The sequence below is a fragment of the Chromobacterium sp. IIBBL 290-4 genome (genome assembly GCF_024207115.1).
Lineage (GTDB): Bacteria > Pseudomonadota > Gammaproteobacteria > Burkholderiales > Chromobacteriaceae > Chromobacterium.
On sequence record NZ_CP100128.1, the window covers coordinates 2,433,924 to 2,451,337 of the forward strand.

At 64.6% G+C, this 17,414-nt stretch carries 16 protein-coding genes and 1 pseudogene; 14 read left to right on the forward strand and 3 right to left on the reverse strand.

Features of this window, described 5'->3' with window-relative positions; all coding sequences use genetic code 11:
- Positions 1 to 34 precede the first annotated feature (34 nt).
- The 12 genes and pseudogenes from tssF to NKT35_RS11240 all read left to right on the forward strand — a co-directional run bounded on the left by tssF (position 35) and on the right by NKT35_RS11240 (position 14,347).
- A complete protein-coding gene (gene tssF / locus NKT35_RS11180; protein WP_254301181.1) occupies positions 35 to 1,894 on the forward strand; it encodes a type VI secretion system baseplate subunit TssF in 1,860 nt (619 codons plus the stop codon).
- A complete protein-coding gene (gene tssG, locus NKT35_RS11185; RefSeq protein WP_254301182.1) occupies positions 1,858 to 2,877 on the forward strand; it encodes a type VI secretion system baseplate subunit TssG in 1,020 nt (339 codons plus the stop codon). The genes tssF and tssG overlap by 37 nt, the downstream gene beginning before the upstream one ends.
- Before the next feature lie 15 nt (positions 2,878 to 2,892).
- On the forward strand, positions 2,893 to 3,609 hold the full coding sequence (locus NKT35_RS11190) for a tetratricopeptide repeat protein (protein ID WP_254301183.1): 717 nt from the start codon (positions 2,893 to 2,895) through the stop codon (positions 3,607 to 3,609).
- A gap of 29 nt (positions 3,610 to 3,638) precedes the next feature.
- Positions 3,639 to 6,278 carry a type VI secretion system ATPase TssH gene (tssH, locus tag NKT35_RS11195; protein WP_254301184.1) on the forward strand — a complete coding sequence of 880 codons (2,640 nt, stop codon included), beginning with the start codon at positions 3,639 to 3,641 and terminating at the stop codon, positions 6,276 to 6,278.
- Between the two features lie 12 nt (positions 6,279 to 6,290).
- Positions 6,291 to 7,727 (forward strand): hypothetical protein, encoded by a 1,437-nt coding sequence (locus tag NKT35_RS11200; RefSeq protein WP_254301185.1) that lies wholly within the window; start codon positions 6,291 to 6,293, stop codon positions 7,725 to 7,727.
- Positions 7,724 to 7,987 carry a PAAR domain-containing protein gene (locus tag NKT35_RS11205; protein WP_021477958.1) on the forward strand — a complete coding sequence of 88 codons (264 nt, stop codon included), beginning with the start codon at positions 7,724 to 7,726 and terminating at the stop codon, positions 7,985 to 7,987. Before NKT35_RS11200 ends, NKT35_RS11205 begins: the two co-directional genes overlap by 4 nt.
- Before the next feature lie 9 nt (positions 7,988 to 7,996).
- Entirely contained in the window at positions 7,997 to 9,079 is a 1,083-nt protein-coding gene (gene tssA / locus NKT35_RS11210; RefSeq protein WP_254301186.1) for a type VI secretion system protein TssA, read from the forward strand.
- Positions 9,080 to 9,214: 135 nt separating this feature from the next.
- A pseudogene (locus NKT35_RS24170) lies at positions 9,215 to 9,472 on the forward strand (contractile injection system protein, VgrG/Pvc8 family); the annotation flags it as partial.
- A gap of 240 nt (positions 9,473 to 9,712) precedes the next feature.
- Positions 9,713 to 10,939 carry an IS256 family transposase gene (locus tag NKT35_RS11225; RefSeq protein ID WP_254293804.1) on the forward strand — a complete coding sequence of 409 codons (1,227 nt, stop codon included), beginning with the start codon at positions 9,713 to 9,715 and terminating at the stop codon, positions 10,937 to 10,939.
- 256 nt (positions 10,940 to 11,195) lie between these two features.
- Entirely contained in the window at positions 11,196 to 11,651 is a 456-nt protein-coding gene (locus NKT35_RS11230; protein ID WP_254301188.1) for a hypothetical protein, read from the forward strand.
- A 247-nt stretch (positions 11,652 to 11,898) separates the two neighbouring features.
- Positions 11,899 to 13,389, forward strand: coding sequence for an MFS transporter (locus tag NKT35_RS11235; RefSeq protein ID WP_371926484.1), 1,491 nt, complete (start codon positions 11,899 to 11,901; stop codon positions 13,387 to 13,389).
- Between the two features lie 88 nt (positions 13,390 to 13,477).
- Positions 13,478 to 14,347: a GNAT family N-acetyltransferase gene (locus NKT35_RS11240; protein ID WP_254301190.1), complete on the forward strand. Its 870-nt coding sequence runs from the start codon at positions 13,478 to 13,480 to the stop codon at positions 14,345 to 14,347.
- 181 nt (positions 14,348 to 14,528) lie between these two features.
- On the opposite strand, the gene NKT35_RS11245 is transcribed toward NKT35_RS11240, so the two are convergent.
- Positions 14,529 to 15,146, reverse strand: a complete 618-nt coding sequence (locus NKT35_RS11245; RefSeq protein ID WP_254301191.1) for a LysE family translocator — start codon at positions 15,144 to 15,146, stop codon at positions 14,529 to 14,531.
- A gap of 125 nt (positions 15,147 to 15,271) precedes the next feature.
- On the opposite strand from NKT35_RS11245, the gene NKT35_RS11250 reads away from it, so the two are divergent.
- Complete coding sequence (locus NKT35_RS11250) at positions 15,272 to 15,751, forward strand: Lrp/AsnC family transcriptional regulator (RefSeq protein ID WP_254301192.1); 480 nt, start codon at positions 15,272 to 15,274, stop codon at positions 15,749 to 15,751.
- 108 nt (positions 15,752 to 15,859) lie between these two features.
- Here the strand turns inward: NKT35_RS11250 and NKT35_RS11255 are convergent, their stop codons facing one another.
- The gene (locus tag NKT35_RS11255; RefSeq protein WP_254301193.1) at positions 15,860 to 16,093 is read right to left on the reverse strand and encodes a hypothetical protein; all 234 of its coding nucleotides are present in this window, start codon (positions 16,091 to 16,093) and stop codon (positions 15,860 to 15,862) included.
- Here NKT35_RS11255 and NKT35_RS24175 point away from each other — a divergent pair.
- Positions 16,068 to 16,526 carry a MerR family DNA-binding protein gene (locus tag NKT35_RS24175; RefSeq protein ID WP_371926485.1) on the forward strand — a complete coding sequence of 153 codons (459 nt, stop codon included), beginning with the start codon at positions 16,068 to 16,070 and terminating at the stop codon, positions 16,524 to 16,526. The two genes, NKT35_RS11255 and NKT35_RS24175, sit on opposite strands and share 26 nt — an antisense overlap.
- On the opposite strand, the gene NKT35_RS11265 is transcribed toward NKT35_RS24175, so the two are convergent.
- Entirely contained in the window at positions 16,473 to 17,387 is a 915-nt protein-coding gene (locus tag NKT35_RS11265) for a LysR substrate-binding domain-containing protein (RefSeq protein WP_254301195.1), read from the reverse strand. The genes NKT35_RS24175 and NKT35_RS11265 overlap by 54 nt on opposite strands.
- Positions 17,388 to 17,414 lie beyond the last annotated feature (27 nt).

Sequence of the window (17,414 nt, forward strand, 5' to 3'; positions counted from 1 at the left end):
GTATCGCGCCAAGAGCCGAACCGACGATTGAAATATGCTTGAATCCTTACTCCCCTACTACGAACGCGAATTAGGCCAGCTGCGCGAGCTGTCCGGCGAGTTCGCGCGCCGCTATCCCAAGATCGCCGGCCGGCTGCAGATGGAAGGCGACCAGTGCGCCGACCCGCACACCGAGCGGCTGATCGAGGCGTTCGCGCTGCTGGCTTCGCGCATCCACAAGAAGCTGGACGACGATTATCCCGAGGTGGCGGAGAGCTTCCTCGATGTGCTGTATCCGCATTATCTGCAGCCGATTCCATCCGCCACCATCGTGCAGTTCGAGTGCGATCCGGCGCGGCCGGAGATCGCCAAGCGCTATTGCGTGGAGCGCGGCCAGGCGGTGCATGCGCCGGCCATCAACGGCGTGGTGTGCAAGTTCCGCAGCGCCTACCCGGTGGACCTGTATCCGCTGTCTTTGAAAGACGCGCGGCTGGAGCTGACCAGCGGCTCGCCCTATCTGCGCCAGCTGGCGCCGGACGCGGCGGCCTTGTTGACGCTGGAGTGCCACACCCACGGCGGCCTGGCGCTGAACAGCATTGGTTTGACATCCTTGCGCTTCTTCCTGGATGGCGAGCCGGCGTTGATGCATCTGCTGTACGAACTGCTGTTGTCGCAAGTGCTGCGCGTGCGCGTGGGCGATGGCAGCGACGATCCATCCCGGACCATCACCTTGCCGGCCAAGGCCATCCGCCCGGTGGGCTTCGGCCGCGACGAGGGCATGCTGGAGTATGACGAGCGCTCCTTCATGGGCTATAGGCTGCTGACCGAATACTTCTGCTATCCGGAAAAATTCCTGTTCATCGACATCGCCGAGCTGGACAAAGCCGCGGCGCGGCTGAACGGCGAAAAGCTGGTGTTGCAACTGGCGCTGGGCGATTACCCGGACAGCGAGCGCCATCACCGCTTGCTGACGCAGCTGCAGCCGCAGCATCTGAAGCTGGGCTGCACCCCGGTGGTGAATTTGTTCAATCAGCCGGGCGAACCGATCCGCGTCAGCCATCAGAAAAGCGGCTATTCCGTGCTGGCCGATGGCCGCAAGCAGCAGGCTTACGAAGTGATCCAGATCCGCAAAGTGGTACGGGTGGAGAAGTCCGGCGAAGGCGAAAGCAGCGAGGAAGTGCCGCCGTTCTACGCCACGCGCCACGGCAGCGAGCGCGAAGCGCCGCGTTTTTACTGGCATGCCAGCCGCGAAGGCTCGCCGCGCGCCGGCGACAAGGGCACCGATCTGGAGCTGCATCTGGTGGACTTGCAGTTCAATGCGGTGCGCCCGGCGGCGGAAGTGCTGAGCCTGGACCTGCTGTGCAGCAACCGCGATCTGCCGGAGCAGATTCCGTTTGGCGGCAGCCAGGCTACGCAGCGCACCGACTTCGCCCTGCCGGGCCACTCGGTAGTGAAGCGGGTGCGCCTGTTGCGCAAACCGTCCGCCAGCCAGCGCAGCCCGCTGGGCCGCGCGGTGCAGTGGCGGCTGATCTCGCATTTGTCGCTGAACTATATGTCCATCGTCGATTCCGGCGTGGCCGCGCTGCAGGAGATGCTGGCGTTGTACAACCTCACCGGTTCGCCGGTGAATGTGCGGCAGATCCAGGGCGTGGTGGGCATTCATAGCGAGGCGGCGGTGACGCGCGTCACCGGCCGCGATTTTGCCGGCTTCGTGCGCGGCAGCGATATCCGGCTGAAGCTGGATGCCGATTACTACGTGGGCGGCAGTGTTTACCTGTTCGCCTCGGTGCTGGAGCGTTTCTTCGCGCTGTATTGCGCGCCCAATAGCTTTACCCGCCTGAAGGTGGAAACCGTGCAACAGAATCAGGAGGTGGCGGCATGGCCAGCCCGAGCAGGCGAAGCCCTCGTGATCTGAGGCAGGAGCTGGCCGCCGACGCCAGCCAATTCGGCTTCTTCCAGGCGGCGCGCATTCTGGGCCTGAGCGGCCACAGGCGCGCCGGGGCCAAGCGCGGGCGGCTGCCGGAGCGGCTGCGTTTCCGCACGCTGGCGTCCCTGTCGTTTCCGGCCAGCGAGCTGGCCGGCTACAAGCCGGCAGAGGAGGGCAGCGAGGCGGCGGACGAGATGACCATCAGCTTTCTCGGCCTTACCGGGCCGAGCGGCGCGCTGCCCACCGCGTATACCGAGTTGTTGCTGGAGCGCAGGCTGCGCCACCGCGACGACACCATGCACGCTTTTTTCGACTTGTTCAGCCACCGCGCCGCCTCGCTGTTTTTCGAGGCCTGGTGCAAGTACCGCAGCTGGATCAATGTCGAGGCCGGCGAGCGCGATGGCTTCACCCACAATCTGCTCGATTTGGGCGGCGTGGGCCTGGGCCAGCTGCGCCAGCAGATGGGGCCGGGGGCCGAGCTGGACGAGCGCATGTTCGTCTATTACGCGGGCCTGCTCAGCCAGAAGCCGCTATCGGCGCAATCGCTGGTGACGCTGGTGGAAGGCTTCTTCGGCGTCACCGCCAGCCTGGAGCAGTTTGTCGGCCAATGGCTGCAAGTGCCGCATGCCGAGCAAAGCCAGCTGGGCATGGATGGCTGCGAGCTGGGCCTGTCGGCCTTCGCCGGCGAGCGCATCTGGGACCGTCAAACCAAGCTCAAGCTGCGGCTGGGGCCGTTGCGCCGCGCGCAGTTCGACGCGCTGCAGCCGCACGCCGCCGGCGCGCAGGCCTTGCGCGCGCTGATGCATTTCGCGCTGGGCCACAGCCTGGCGGCCGAGGTGTGCCTGGTGCTGGATCAGCGCGATGTGGCGCCGGCCGTGCTGGGCTCAGCCGCGCTGAGCCTGGGCGGCGATAGCTGGCTGGGTCGCCCGCAGGGCCACCCGGACGATATGCGTTACACCCTGTTGAACTGATAGGAACGATGGATCATGGGCATCATCAAGCGACTATTGGGACGAAGCAAGACTGCCGAGCTGAGCGCCGTGAAACCGGCCGGGACGCCGCCGCAGCTGGCGCCGGCCGTGGCCGCGCTGCAAGGCGAAGAGTGGGCGGCGGCGGTGCGGCTGGCCCAGCCTTATCTGGAGGCCAAGGAACCGGCCTTGCGCGCCGATGCCTACCGCTTGTGCGCGCTGGCCACCAGCCGCCAGGGGCAATGGGGCACGGCGTTTTCCTGTTGGCTGAAGCTGTTCGAGCTGGAGCCTAACGCGCACAACGCGCTGCAACTGGCCAGCGTGTCGGTGATGGCCGGCGAGATCGCGCGCGGCCAGGCCTGGATGATGAAGTTCGACGAACTGAACCGCCAAAGCCGCGAGTTTTCCTGCGCCATGGCCTATGCCAATTTCGCGTCCGCGCTGGCCCAGGCCGGCCACGCGGCTGAAGCCCTGCCTTACCTGACCTGGCTGCGCGAGCTGTACCGCGAGCTGAAAATCACCGACGACATGTTTCTGCATCAGCGCGGCGTGCCGTTTTTCGGCGCGTTTCTGGAAAACAGCTTGCCGCTGCTGCAAACCTGCCTGGACGACGGCGAGCTGCTGGCCTGGTATCGCGCCATGCTGGACGATCTGGACGACGCAGGCCGCGCCCGCTTGAGCGGCTGGCTGGCCGACGCCATGCCTTACGCCGCGGCGAATGAACAAACTGAATAACATTTCAAATCACAAGTATTGGGAAAACCATGTCTGTTTCGCTGAAATCGCTGATTGACCGTCTGACGCCCACCGCGCGCCAGGCCATCGAACAAGCCGCCAGCCGCGCGCTGGCCCGCACCCATTTCGAGATCGAGATCGAACACGTGCTGCTGGCGATGTTCGATCAGGACAACAACGCCGCCTTGGCGGCCTTGCGCGCCTTGGGCGCCGATTTGGGCCGCGTCGAGCGCGAGCTGGACGCCGCGCTGGATAATTTCCGCAGCGGCAACACCCGCAACCCGGTACTGTCGTCCTGGCTGCCCAAGTGGCTGGAAAAGGCCTGGCTGCAAGCCAGCGCCGAGCATGGCCAAGACGATGTGTCCACGCTGGACCTGATGCTGGCGCTGTGGCTGGACGACGCGCTAAAGAGCGCGCTGCAGTCCGGCTCGCCGGCCTTGGCTCGTCTGGATGCCGGCCGGCTTGGCAGCGCTTATGCGGCGCTGCGTCAGCATGGCGGCGAGGCTGCCGGCAATGCGGCGGCGGCAGAGAGCGGCGAAGAGGCGCAGGATATGGCTCCGGCCGCGCCGCAAGGCAAGCGCGGCAGCCCGGCGCTGGACAAGTACACCATCGATCTGACCGCCCAGGCGCGCGCCGGCAAGATCGACCCCATCCTGGGCCGCGATGTCGAAATCCGCCAGATGATAGACATCCTGATGCGCCGCCGGCAGAACAATCCCATCCTCACCGGCGAGCCGGGCGTGGGCAAGACCGCGGTGGTGGAAGGCCTGGCGCGCAAGATATCGTTGAATGAAGTGCCTCCGGCCTTGGCCGGCGTGACGCTGCGCACGCTGGACCTGGGCTTGCTGCAAGCCGGCGCCAGCGTCAAGGGCGAGTTCGAAAACCGGCTGCGCCAGGTGATCGACGAGGTCAAGGCCAGCCCGGTGCCCATCATCCTGTTCATCGACGAGGCGCACACCTTGATCGGCGCCGGCGGCGCGGCTGGCCAGAACGACGCGGCCAACCTGCTGAAGCCGGCGCTGGCGCGCGGCGAGCTGCGCACCATCGCTGCCACCACCTGGGCCGAGTACAAGAAATACTTCGAGAAGGACGCCGCGCTGGCGCGCCGCTTCCAAGTGGTGAAGGTGGAAGAGCCGGCGCCGGAAATCGCCGTGCAGATGGTGCGCGGCTTGACCGACGCCATGGCCCAGCACCACGAGGTGGAAATCCTCAATGAGGCGGTGGCCGCGGCGGTGCTGCTGTCCAGCCGCTACATCGCCGGCCGCCAGTTGCCGGACAAGGCCATCAGCGTGCTCGACACTGCCTGCGCCCGCGTGGCGCTGTCGCGCGCCGGCAAGCCGGGCCCGATCGAAGACGTGTCGGTGCTGATCGAAAACATCGACCGCGAAATCGCGGCGTTGCAGCGCGAAGATGGCCACGCCGAGCGCATCGCCGAGCTGGAGGCCCAGCGCGCCGAGCTGGAGCAGGACCTGGCCGCTTTGCATGAGGCTTGGGAAGCGCAACGCAAGCTGATAGAAGAAATCGACGAAATCAAGGCCAAGCGCGGCGAAGCCAAGCCGGCCAAGGGCAAGAAGCTCAGCCCGCTGCAAACTAAGCGCAAGGAGCTGCGCGAGCTGCAGAAGCACCAGCCGCTGGCTTTCGAATGCGTGGACGAGAGCGTGATCGCCGACGTGATCTCTGGCTGGACCGGCATTCCGCTGGGCCGCATGGTCAGCAATGAGCTGGAGCAGGTGCAGAAGCTGGCCACGCTGCTGGCGGAGCGCGTCATCGGCCAGGATCATGCGCTGGAGCAGATCGCCGAGCGCGTGCAGATCGCCAAGGCCGGCCTGGAAGATCCGGGCAAGCCCAAGGGCGTGTTCATGCTGGTGGGCCCGTCCGGCGTCGGCAAGACCGAAACCGCGCTGGCGCTGGCCGAGGCGTTGTACGGCGGCGAACGCAATCTGATCACCATCAATATGTCGGAATACCAGGAAGCGCACAGCGTGTCCGGCCTGAAGGGCTCGCCGCCGGGCTATGTCGGTTACGGCGAGGGCGGCGTGCTGACCGAGGCCGTGCGCCGCAAGCCTTATTCCGTGGTGTTGCTGGATGAAGTGGAAAAAGCCCATCCGGACGTGCTGGAGCTGTTCTTCCAGGTGTTCGACAAGGGCGTGCTGGAAGATAGCGAAGGCCGCGAGGTGGACTTCAAGAACACCATCATCCTGCTGACCTCCAATGCCGGCACTGACCTGGTGATGCGCGCTTGCGAGCACGGCGTGACGGTGGAAGAGGAAACCCGCGACCCGACGGCGGAAGACCTGGTGGAAATCCTGCGTCCGACCCTGCACAAGGCTTTCAAGCCGGCCTTCCTGGGCCGCCTGACCATCGTGCCTTACTTCCCGATCAGCGACGAGGTGTTGCGCGCCATCGTCGAGCTGAAGCTGGAAAAAATCCGCCGCCGCATCGCCGACAATCATGGCGCGCAGGTGGAGTTCCCGGCCGATCTGGCCGAGCAGATGGCGGCGCGCTGCCTGGACGTGGACAGCGGCGCGCGCAACGCCGACGCCATCCTCACCCGCACGCTGCTGGCGCAGATCTCCAACGATCTGCTGGCGCGGATGGCTAGCGGCAAGCCGGTGAAGAAGATCGCCGTCGCGCTGAAAGATGACCAAGTCAAGGTCAAGGTGAGCTAAGGAGCCATCGACATGTGGAGAATGTTGGGCCTGTTCGGCGGCGTCACCCTCAGCTGGTGGGCGCTGCTGTGGCTGGTGTTGCCGCCGAGCTGGCAGCGCATCAGCCCATCGGCCATTTTGCTGCTGCATCTGGGGCCGCCGATGCTGTTGAGCGTGGGCGTCAAGGTGTGGACTTTCTTGAAAGAGAAAAAGGCCAAGGCCGAGGCGCAGCAACAAGAGGCGCAGGCGGAAGCCGAGCGGAGCGGCAAGCGCGAAGCGGCGCATGCCCAGCACCTCGTCGCGCTGCAGGAGCGCCAGCGTTCGATTAGCTGCCGCTGGCTGTGGGCGGCGGCGGTGCCGGCGAAGGACGAGCCGGCCTGGCTGGCCGAGAGCGCCGACGGCGCCTGGTGGGCGGCGTTGGATAAAGAGGACGTGGAGCCGGGCGAGCGCTTGGACGCGGTGGAGCCGCACATCGCCGAGATGTTGGCCAGCCTGTATGCGGAAGCGCCCGGCGCGGCCTGGCTGCCGATGTATCTGGAGCCGATGCGCGAGGTGGCGGGCGTGGAGCAGCTGACTCGCATCAAGTCGCTCAAGCAACAGGCGGCGGCCGAGGCCTTGGGCGCGGACGCCCATGTGTCCGGCGACTGCCGCTTCCTGCCCGGCAGCGGCCAGCTGGCCGACCGGGTGCTGCAGGCGCTGCAGCAAGATCCGGAAGCGCCGGGCCTCTTGGTGTTGGCGGCCGACGCGCCGCTGGCGGCGCAGGACGAGGACGACGATTGGGGCGACATCGACCCGTCGGCGCGCGAATTCCGGCGCTGGCACGGCGAGCCCGGCATGGCGGTGGTGGCGATGCTGTTCCTGCGCGATGGTTTGGCCGCGCCGGCCGAACTGGAGCAGGAGGCGGCAGACGCCGATCCATACCAGCCGTACTGGGAAAAAGACTTTTCCGGCCCATCCGCCGGCTGGGGCGTAGTGCCGTCCAGCCGTCAGGCCAGCCTGGACTCGCTGCCGGTGCTGGCGGCGCTGGCGCAATCCAGCGCCATCAGCCTGCCGCAGGACAAAGCCTTGCAGCTGGCGCGCAGCTTGCAGCCGGTATTGGACAACGCCTTGGTCAACGCCGCGCTGCTGGACTACCCGTTCAGCCCGGAAGAGGCCAAACCGGAAAACAACCAGGCCGCCACGGTGGCCTGGCTATGCCACAACAGCGGCCAGATCGACGTCGGCGGCGTGCGGCTGGCGGCCATCGCCACCGCCTTGTCGCGCCACGAAGTGGAACTGCATCCGATAGACGAGGCCAGCAATGTGGTGCGCGAGTGGGGCGATGCCGGCTCGGCCACGCCGCTATTGATGGCCGCCACCGCGGTCAGCCGCTGCGCCAGCTTGCAAGCGCCGGCGGTGATCACTCATTTCCATGACGAGCTGGTGTCGCTGGCCTTGGCCAGACCGCCGGCAGAGGAGGCCAGCGCATGAAAGCGGCGATTCGATTAGGCGATCCCACCGACCACGGCGGCAAAGTAGTGAGCGCCGCCTCCAGCACCACCTTGTTCGGCAAGCAGGTGGCTTGCGTCGGCGATTCCGTCACCTGCCCGCAGCAAGGGCATGTCAATTGCACCATCGTCGAAGGCGACGGCGGCTGGCTGGTGGGCGGCAAAGCCGTGGCGCTGGACGGCCACAAGGTCAGCTGCGGCGCCACCCTGATTTCCACGCTGCCACAGGTCAGCAAGGGTTAAAGAAAAGATATGGATCAGAATATTGAGCATTTGATGCAGCCGATCAGCCCGGCTGCGCCGGCCGGCGAAGACCTGGCGTACTCGGCGGTTTTCGACCAGATCCGCGAAGCGCGCCGCCGCGACGATCCGTCGCTGTCGCAGGGCGATTGGGAGCAGGCGCTGAAAACGGCCGACTGGCCGCTGGTGATCCGCCTGTGCGAGGCCGCGTTGCAAAACCAGAGCAAGGATTTGCAGCTGTTGGTCTGGCATGCCGAGGCGCAAGCCCAGGTCAATGGCGTGCAGGGCTTGTCCAAGGGCCTGGCGCTGGTGAACGGCTGGCTGGAGCGCTATTGGGAAAACGGCTTCCCCGAACTGGATCCGCATGATCTGGACGAGCGCGTGGCCAAGCTGGAGTGGATGAACCAGCAGCTGGGCAACGCGCTGCGCAATGTGCCGCTGACCAAGCCGGAATTCGGCGGCTACAGCTGGCACCAGTGGCAGCAGTCGCGCGATGTGGAGAATCTGGGCTTGAAAGACAGCGAGGCGCGCGAGGCGGCCATCGCCGAAGGCAAGCTCAGCGGCGACGCGTTCGAGAAAGCCGCCGTGCAGTCCGGCCTGAACTGGTTCCAGGCCAAGGCCGAGGAACTGGTGGCGCTGCTGACCGCGTACGAAGAGCTGGATGGCTGGGCGGACCAGCGCTTCGGCGCGGAAGCGCCCAGCCTGGCCGACATCCGCAACGCCATCTACGCCTGCCAGGATTTGGTCCTGCGCTACCGCCAACAACTGGGCGGCAACAAGCCGGCGGCCGCGCCGCAAGCCCAGGTCGTCGAGGAACGCCCCGCCGTGAGTCCCGCCATGCCCAGTCCAGTTCACACCGCCGCGCCGGCCACCACCTTCAATGGCCAGATCCGCAGCCGCCAAGAAGCGGTAACCGCTTTGACTGAAGTGGCGCGTTATTTCCGCCACAACGAGCCGCACAGCCCGGTGGCGCTGCTGGCCGAGCGCGCCGCCCGCTGGGCCGAGATGAGCCTGGAGGAATGGCTGCAGCATGTGGTGAAGGACAGCGGCACGCTGAGCCAGCTGCAAGAGCTATTGGACGTCAAGCAAGACTAAGCGGGTAGCGAACGGTTAGTGGGGACGCGGCTGTCGAATGAGCCGCGTCCCTTGTTAATTTTGGAATGAAAATGGATTTGAACGCATTGCTGGCGAGTTTCGCCTCCGCCTTCACCCAGGACCGCCGCCAGCTGAGACCAGCAAGGCCTGTACTACGCCGGCGGCGGCGAACAGCTGAGCCGCTACGCCCAGCTGCGCCAGCAGGCGCATGATCTGCAAGCCAAGCAATTCGAAGGCGGCGGCGCCATCCGCGGCCTGGCCGCCGGCCAATGGTTCCGCCTGGACGACCATCCGGCGCACGAAACCGACAGCCCCGAGAACCGCGAATTCGTGGTCACCGGCCAGACGCTGCAAGCGCGCAACAACCTGCCGCAAGAGCTGGCCAAACAACTGAGCCTGGCCGCGCCGGGCCTGCTGGCCGCCGGACTCGCCACTGACGCCGTTTTGAAAAAGAACGGCGCCAGTCAGAACAGCTTCCTCCCCTCTCCCCTCGCGGGAGAGGGGCAGGGGGAGAGGGGCATCTCGTCGAAAGCGGGAGCCTGAAGCGCGGCGCGAAAATTGAGCGCCGGGCGTGTACTGAATTTTGTGTAAACGGACATTTGGCAGGAAACTGCCACCTAGTCTGGAGACACAATGAGCTCAAAGAAACACGACGTACCTGACACACTACTGGACAGCTTGCTGGCCGACTATCAGAAGCCCGAAGACCTCATCGGTGAGAACGGCCTACTCAAGCAACTGACCAAGCTGCTGGTCGAGAAAGCACTGGATGCTGAGATGGCCGCACACCTCGGCCATAGCAAACACGAGCCGGTGCTCAATCCAGCCGGCAACACCCGGAACGGCAAGAGCCGCAAGACCCTCAAGGGCGAGTTCGGCGAATTGCCTATCGAAGTGCCACGAGACCGCCAGGGTACCTTCGAGCCGCAACTCATTCCCAAGCACCAGACCCGCTGGACCGGCTTCGACGACAAAGTCATCTCGCTTTACGCCCGTGGTATGACTGTTCGGGAAATCCAGGCCCATCTGGAAGAGATGTACGGCACCGAGGTCTCGCCCAGCCTGATCTCCTCCATCACCGATTCCGTCACAGAAGAGGTCAAGGCGTGGCAGGCTCGCCCCCTGGACTCGCTCTATCCGATCATCTACCTCGACTGCATCCACGTGAAAGTACGTGAGGGAGCTGTACGTGTGAAAGCCGTCTATCTCGCCATCGGTATTACCCTGGCTGGAGAGAAGGAGGTTCTGGGGATGTGGCTGGCTCAGACGGAAGGAGCCAAGTTTTGGCTTCAGGTCGTGACCGAGCTGCGTAACCGGGGCGTACAGGACATCTTTATCGCCTGCGTCGATGGTCTGAAGGGTTTCCCGGAAGCGATCGAGGCGGTCTTCCCGAAAGCAGCGGTGCAGTTGTGCATCGTGCACATGGTGCGACACAGCCTGAACTACGTGTCGTGGAAGCGGCGTGCTGAAGTAGCCGCCGACCTGAAGCGAATCTACCAATCGGCCACCCTCGACGAAGCTGAGCAGCGGCTAGGTGAGTTTGAGGCCAAGTGGGATGACGAGTATTTGCCAATTGGTCAGTCCTGGCGGCGCAACTGGGCTCGGTTGACGCCATTCTTCGACTACCCGCCGGAGATCAGGAAAGTGATCTACACCACTAATGCCATCGAGTCGGTGAATATGAGTCTGCGAAAGCTGACCAAGAATCGGGGCTCGTTCCCGAGTGATGAGGCATTGCTGAAACTGTTCTATCTGGCGCTAAGGAACATCAGTCAGAAGTGGACCATGCCGATTCGGGATTGGAAGGCAGCGCTGACTCGCTTTACCATTCAGTTCGAGGAACGCATTCCACAGGCGTAACCCAAACCCCGTTTACACAAAAATTCGGACACGCCCCTCACCACCCTTTGCAATACGTGAAATAGATTTTCAGACAGCCGTCCACCATCTTCCCGTATCATCCCAGCTGTTCCCGATTATCACGTGACTACATGGTGGGTTTATCTCTCCCCCCCTCAGGAGCCCCTTCCGCACCCGCATCCAGGCGCAGCGCCGCGGCATCCCGCTGACCCCGGCCTACGCCGGCACGGATCGCGCCAAGCCGACCAGCCTGGGCGTGCAAACCGCCACCGTGGTCGGCCCGGCTGCTCCCGCACCGCGGGCGCAGACCAGACAAAGGGGGGATGGGCTGGAGGATATCCTTTTCACCCGCCGCGACCCGGCCAGCGGCGTATACCAAATCCCCTTCGCCGCTGCGTTGCGCGATGCCCAGACCCGCATGGAAGGCGGCAAGCGGCATTTGCGCGTCAGCGCCGCCGACCTGCAGAATCAGGAATGGATATTGGCCCGCGACAGCCAGGGCGCGTTGCGCGCCTGGTCCGGCATGGCGCTGACCCAGGCCCTGCTGGCCAACCGCCACGATGGCCTGGATAAGGCCTATCTGCAGCCGCAGGACAGCGCTTATTTCTTCTTCGGCTACGCCCGCTTGCAGCTGGATCCCGCCGCCGGCGGATACCGGCCCAGCGTGTACGGCCCCGCCGGCCGGCAAGACGCCGCCTGGCCGCCGCGCTGACGGGTAGCCGGAAGGGCAATGGATATCTGCATCGCTCTTGGCTGGGACACTCATGCAACAGCGCCATGCCCATGGAAGATCACGATATCCCGCTTCAGAATGTCGATGAACATTCTTCTGGAGCCTCGCTCTGCGCATGCGGGCGCTTGCGCGTTTCGAGGATTGCTTGTTTGAGATTTCCGCGGGGAAAAGCATATCTAGTTGACATACTTAATGAGTTTGATTAATCATTCAATAAATCAATTGAATGATATTGGGCGTGCGCCAGGAGGCCTGGCGCCGCTTGGCGGTGAGTCGAACCTATGGAGAAGGAGTCTCTGTGCAAGCGGAAAGTAGCGTGGAACGTAAGTCATTAGCCCTCCGGCAGCAAAGGGCTTTCTTGGCCTTGGCCTGTGTCCAGGCGACCTTGATCTTCACTATCACCTTGATCGCCGTGCCTTTGCCGAGCATAGGGCGCGAGTTCGCTTTGGATACCGCCTCTTTGATCTTGGTGAACGCCGCCTATGGCTTGGCGTTCAGCGGCTTATTGCTGCTTGGCGGTCGTTTGAGCGATCGGTTTGGCGGACGGCGGGTCTTTCGCGCCGGGCTTTTGGCATTCGGCGCGGCCTCGGCAGCGGCTGGGCTGGCATCGGGTCTGGAGATGCTGCTGGCGATGCGCTTCTTGCAAGGCGCGGGCGCGGCCTTGGTTGCGCCCGCGGCCCTATCGCTATTGCGCGGCGTGTTCCCTGAGCCGGCGGATTTCGGACGCGCGATGGCGAGTTGGGGCGGCGTGTCGGTATTGGGCGCTACGGCCGGCACGGTGATTTCCGGCGTGTTGACCAGTTGGTTGTCATGGCGTTGGATGTTTGGCGTGCCGTTTGCGGTGTGTGTCGCGGCGCTGCTGAGCCTGAGAGTTTGGCTGCCCTTTTTCGATGAGGCGCGTAGCGGCGACAGTCTGGACCTGGGCGGCGCGGCCTTGGCCACCGCCGGTATTTCCCTTGCCAGCTATGGCTTGATTTTAAGCGGGGAGGCAGGGTGGCAATCTCCCGGCGTGCTGTCACCGTTGTTGGCGGGCGGGGCGTTTCTGTTCTGCTTTTTCCAGCTTGAGCGTCGCATCGCGTCGCCTTTATTGCCGCCGGGTTTTCTCGCGGAGCCAGGCCGTTTGGCGGGGTTGATCGGCATCTTGCTGGCGGCGGCGAGCATGGGCCTGGTGACATTCCTGCTGTCTTTGTATCTGCAACAGATTAAGGGCTGGACGCCTTTGTGGACGGCGTGGGGGTTTATTCCCTATTTGGCGGCGCTGATTGCAGTCAGCCAGATCGCGGCGCCATGGGCGGCGCGGTTTGGGGCGGCCCGTTTGCTGATCGCGGGCTTGCTGCTCGGCGCTTTGGGCTTGGCATGGCTGGCCGGTTTGGATCGTCAATCTTCCTATGCGGCGGGCGTGTTGCCGGGCCTGCTGCTGTTGCCGGCGGGAACGGCTTTGATGTTCTCCGCTTCCGCGGTGATGGCGACCCGCGATGTGCCGCCAAAGCAGGCGGGCTTGGCGGGCGGTGTGATGAATACGGCGATGGAGTTGGGGCCAACGGCAGGGCTGGCTGCTTTCATGTCGGTTGCCGCAGCCGCGACGGATGCTGTGACGGGTTATGCCTGGGCTTTCGCCGCTGCGGCGGGGACGTTTATCGCGGCGGCTGCGGCGATCGCTCTCTTGCTGAAGGCAAGTCGCGACCAAGCGCGGCGGCTGGCGGCGGAAAACCGTTGATTTGTTGAGAACCGCGATGGCCTGCGGCATGCATGGCTATCGGTCTGCAAGCGGGCGGATGCGCCTGCGGATACTTGTGGAGAACGAGATGATGATGGAAGACAAGCCGTTGACGGCTTGGCATGGCCGACCGGCCAGCCGGGAAGAGTGGCGAATGGCGATGCGTTGGGCGGAGGCCGAGGGTTGGGATTTGGGCCTGGGCGATGCGGACTGCTTTTTCGATGCCGATCCGCATGGTTTCTATCTTGGTTTTGCGGAGGGCAGGGCGGTGGCTTCGGCATCGGCTGTCAATTTGGACGCGGGCTATTGCCATATCGGCCATTACTTGGCGGATCCTGCCTGCCGCGGCAAGGGCTGGGCGAGGCAAACCTGGGCGCTGGCGATGCGGCATGCCGGCGACAGGACTGCGGGTTGCGATGGCATGCCGGCGCAGATCGGCAATTACCAAAAGTGGGGCATGGAGGCGCAGTATCGCACTTTGCGGCTAAGCGGCGTTCCGATTGCCCTTCCTCAGGCTGAGCCAGAGCTGGAGAGCGTCACGGCAGCTGTGCTGGAGTCGGTCGCTGCGTATGACCGGCAATGCGGCGGCGTGCAGCGCCATGCCTTATTGCGGCGCTGGTTTTTGGGGGAGGGGCGGCGCGGATGGCTGAGCCGCGCGGCGGATGGGCGCATCAATGGCCTGTTGGGCTTGCGCGCCTCCAGCGCGGGATACCGGCTGGGGCCGTTCTATGCCGATGAGGATGGGGTCAGGCAAAAGCTGTTTCGCCAGGCGCTGGCCTGCTTGCCCCCTGGCGCGATGCTGACGCTGGATGCGCCTGAAACTGCGGGGGAATTGATAAGGGAGGCCCAGGAGCGCGGGCTGCGCGAAATCTTCCATACCTACCGCATGTATCGGGGCGCCGCGCCGCAGGCCAGGATGGATCGAATCCATGCGATAGCCTCGCTCGAACTGGGCTGAATATTGGCGATGTCCGGCTATCGCGCGATGAAAAATGCGTGCCCGGAATGTGCCTCGCGGCAGTTTGCAGTGCTTGGCTGCCGTCATGGCTGCGAGGGCTTTATCCACGGATAGGGCTGGTGCTCCAGACCATTCGGATGGTGGCCGGTTGTGCGGGCGGCATCGAGTAATCGATCCGGCCTTAGCCGAAGATCAGCCGGCCGGCCATGAGGACGAACACGCCGCCGAGCAAGCTTTTCTGCAATTTGGCGGCAGGGCCGCGGCCCTTCAGGCGGCGGGCCAGGCCGCTGGCGGCGAAAGCGTAAGCGGTGTCGAAGGCCAGCCCCACCGCCACCAGAATCAGGCCAAGCAGCGCGAACTGCGGCAGCATCGCGCCGTGCGCCGGCGAGACGAATTGCGGCAGGAATAGCGCGCAGAACATCAGCGCCTTGGGGTTGAGCAGATTGGTGAGGAAGCCGCGGGCGATCGCGGCGCGGCCGGACTCCGCCGCCGCGGGCGCGTCTTCGGCGGCGGGTTTGGCGCGAATCACCTTCCACGCCAGCCAGAGCAGATAGGCCGCGCCTATCCAGCGCACGGCGTTGAACAGCTGCAGATGGGTCGCCATCAAGGCGGCCAGTCCCAGGCCGGACATCATCACATGCAGAAAGCGCGAGGCGGCGATGCCCAGCGCCGTCAACAAGCCGGTTCCGGCGCCGCGGCTGGCCGAAGTGGCCATCACCAAGGCCATGTCCGGCCCCGGCAAGACGTAAACGGCGACCAAGGCGGCAAGGTATAGCGACAGCACAGATAGGGACAGCATGTCGGGCTCCGGCAAAGGGAAAGGATGCGGCTAGTGTGCTATCGATTAGGTGAAATTGCTTTGCTTTCTTTTATATAAACCGGCTAAATTTTAGAAGACTCTTTTCCAATAAAAGCTATTTGAAAATGAATTCTTCTAAATTAGCGCTGGATGATGTGGATATCGCCCTGATGGACTTGCTGCAGCGGGACGGGCGGCTGTCCAACGCCAAGCTGGCCGAACAGGTGGCGCTGAGCGAAACGCCGTGCTGGCGCCGGCTCAAGCGGCTGGAAGCCGACGGTTATATCGAGGGCTATCAGGCGGTGTTGAGCCGCAAGAAGCTAGGCTATGGCGTATTGGCCTTTGTGCAGGTCAGCCTGGGCAGCCATACCGGTGACGCGCCGCTGGATTTCGAGGACCGGGTGCAGGCCATACCGGAGGTGCTGTCCTGCCATAACCTGACCGGCGAAAGCGATTATCTGCTGCAAGTGGTGGCGGAGGATCTGGAGGCGTTCGGCGTCTTCGTCCGCGATGTGCTGCGCGATCTGCCGGGCGTAGCGTCGATACGCTCCAGTTTGTCGCTGCGCGAGGTGAAGATGTCGGGCCGGCTGCCGCTGGGGGCTTAGGCCCGCTGAATGGCGAATCCTGTCCGCTCCCGCGTCAGGCCGGATCGGCTTGGCTGCGCTGCGCATCCAGCTGCGGTACTGGCGGCTTCGGACCTTGGTGCCCCATTGCTAATGCAGCAGGGCGAGGGCGGGCGCGATGTCGGGCTGCGGGGCCAGGCCCCGGCTGAGGCGGCGCAATTGATGCTTCACCATCGCCATATAGCCTACCGACGCCAGCACCTTGTTTTTCGATGGGATGGCGCGCAGCCGCGGGGCGGCCGCCGCGTCGCCGCGCCAAATGTTGGGCAGCTGCGGGTCTAGCGCCAGCGCGGTGGCCATGCCGGCGACGGCGCTGCGCATCATCCGCGATGCGCAGCGGGCGGGGGTTTCTCTTGATGAGATCAAACAAATCCAGCCGGCGGATATCCGCTCCTGGCAACATGCCGAGTTATTGGCGATGCTTGGCCGCAAGGTGGCGGAGATTGAATCGCAGCAGGCGAGGCTGGCGCACAACAAGGCGCACCTTCAAGACCTTGATCCAATTGATCGAATCCAAACCAGAAGACATGGACTGCGCAGACAACGCCGCCAGGGTGATGGCGAGCATGCGCGGCGCCGACAAACCATAAGTCCGCTCCATATCCGCGTCCTTTGGGGGCTAGCCAGCTCAAGCCTGCTTCCCGCTTGCTGGGTGCTGAAATGTTTTAGCCCGGCGATGGCGGGATGGTCTGGCGCAGCCCGCTTATCCGGACATCGTCATCTTCGTTTCAGCATCCCTCTCGGCCTCCGACCTTAACCAGTCCGCGAAAGCTTGCGCGGGCGCGTCGCACAGCTCGACCGGGCGAGGCAGGACCAGGCAGAACTGTTTGGCCACGCTGGGCGCGGCGGGCCATGGCGCCAGCAGCCGCCCTTGCGCCAACTCCGCCTCCACATACAAGCGCGGCACCAGCGCCACGCCCAGGCCGGCCAAGGCCGCCTCGATCAACATCGCGTGCAGATCGTAACGGGCGCCGGCGGCGGCTTGCGTCAGCGGAATGCCGGTCTCTTGCGCATAGCGCGCCCAGGCCTCGGGGTTTTGCCGGCGGTGCAGGCGCGGCAAGTCATCCAGCGCCCGCTTCGGCGCAGTCTCGGCCAGCCAGTCCGGGTGGCAAACCGGGATGAGGACTTCCTGCACCAGTCTATAGGTGTGCATGCCGGCCCAGGCGGGGTGTTCGAAATGGATGGCGGCGTCGAAGCCGCTGCCGGCCAAGGCGAAGGGCTCCATTCGTTCGGCCAGATTTACCGTGATGTTGGGATGGCGATCATGGAAGCGTTTCAAGCGCGGGATCAGCCAGCGGCTGGCGAAGGTCGGCAGCGCGGCGATATCGATGCTGCCCGCGGCGGCGGCTTGTCCCATCAGGTATTGGCTGTCGCGCTCCAGCCGTTCCAGCGTTTCGCGAACCTGGGCGGCGTAACGCATGCCGTGCGGGGCGAGCCGGACGCGGTTGCCTATGCGCTCGAACAGCGGCAGGCCGAGAAAATCTTCCAGCCGCGCAATCTGGCGGCTGATCGCGCCTTCCGTCAACGCCAGCTCCTCGGCGGCGCGGGCAAAGCTGCCGTGCCGCGCCGCCGCCTCGAAAGCCAGCAGCGCGGCGCTGCTGGGTATTTTGCGCCTCATGGCCGCAGCCTGGCGGTTAGGCCGTTG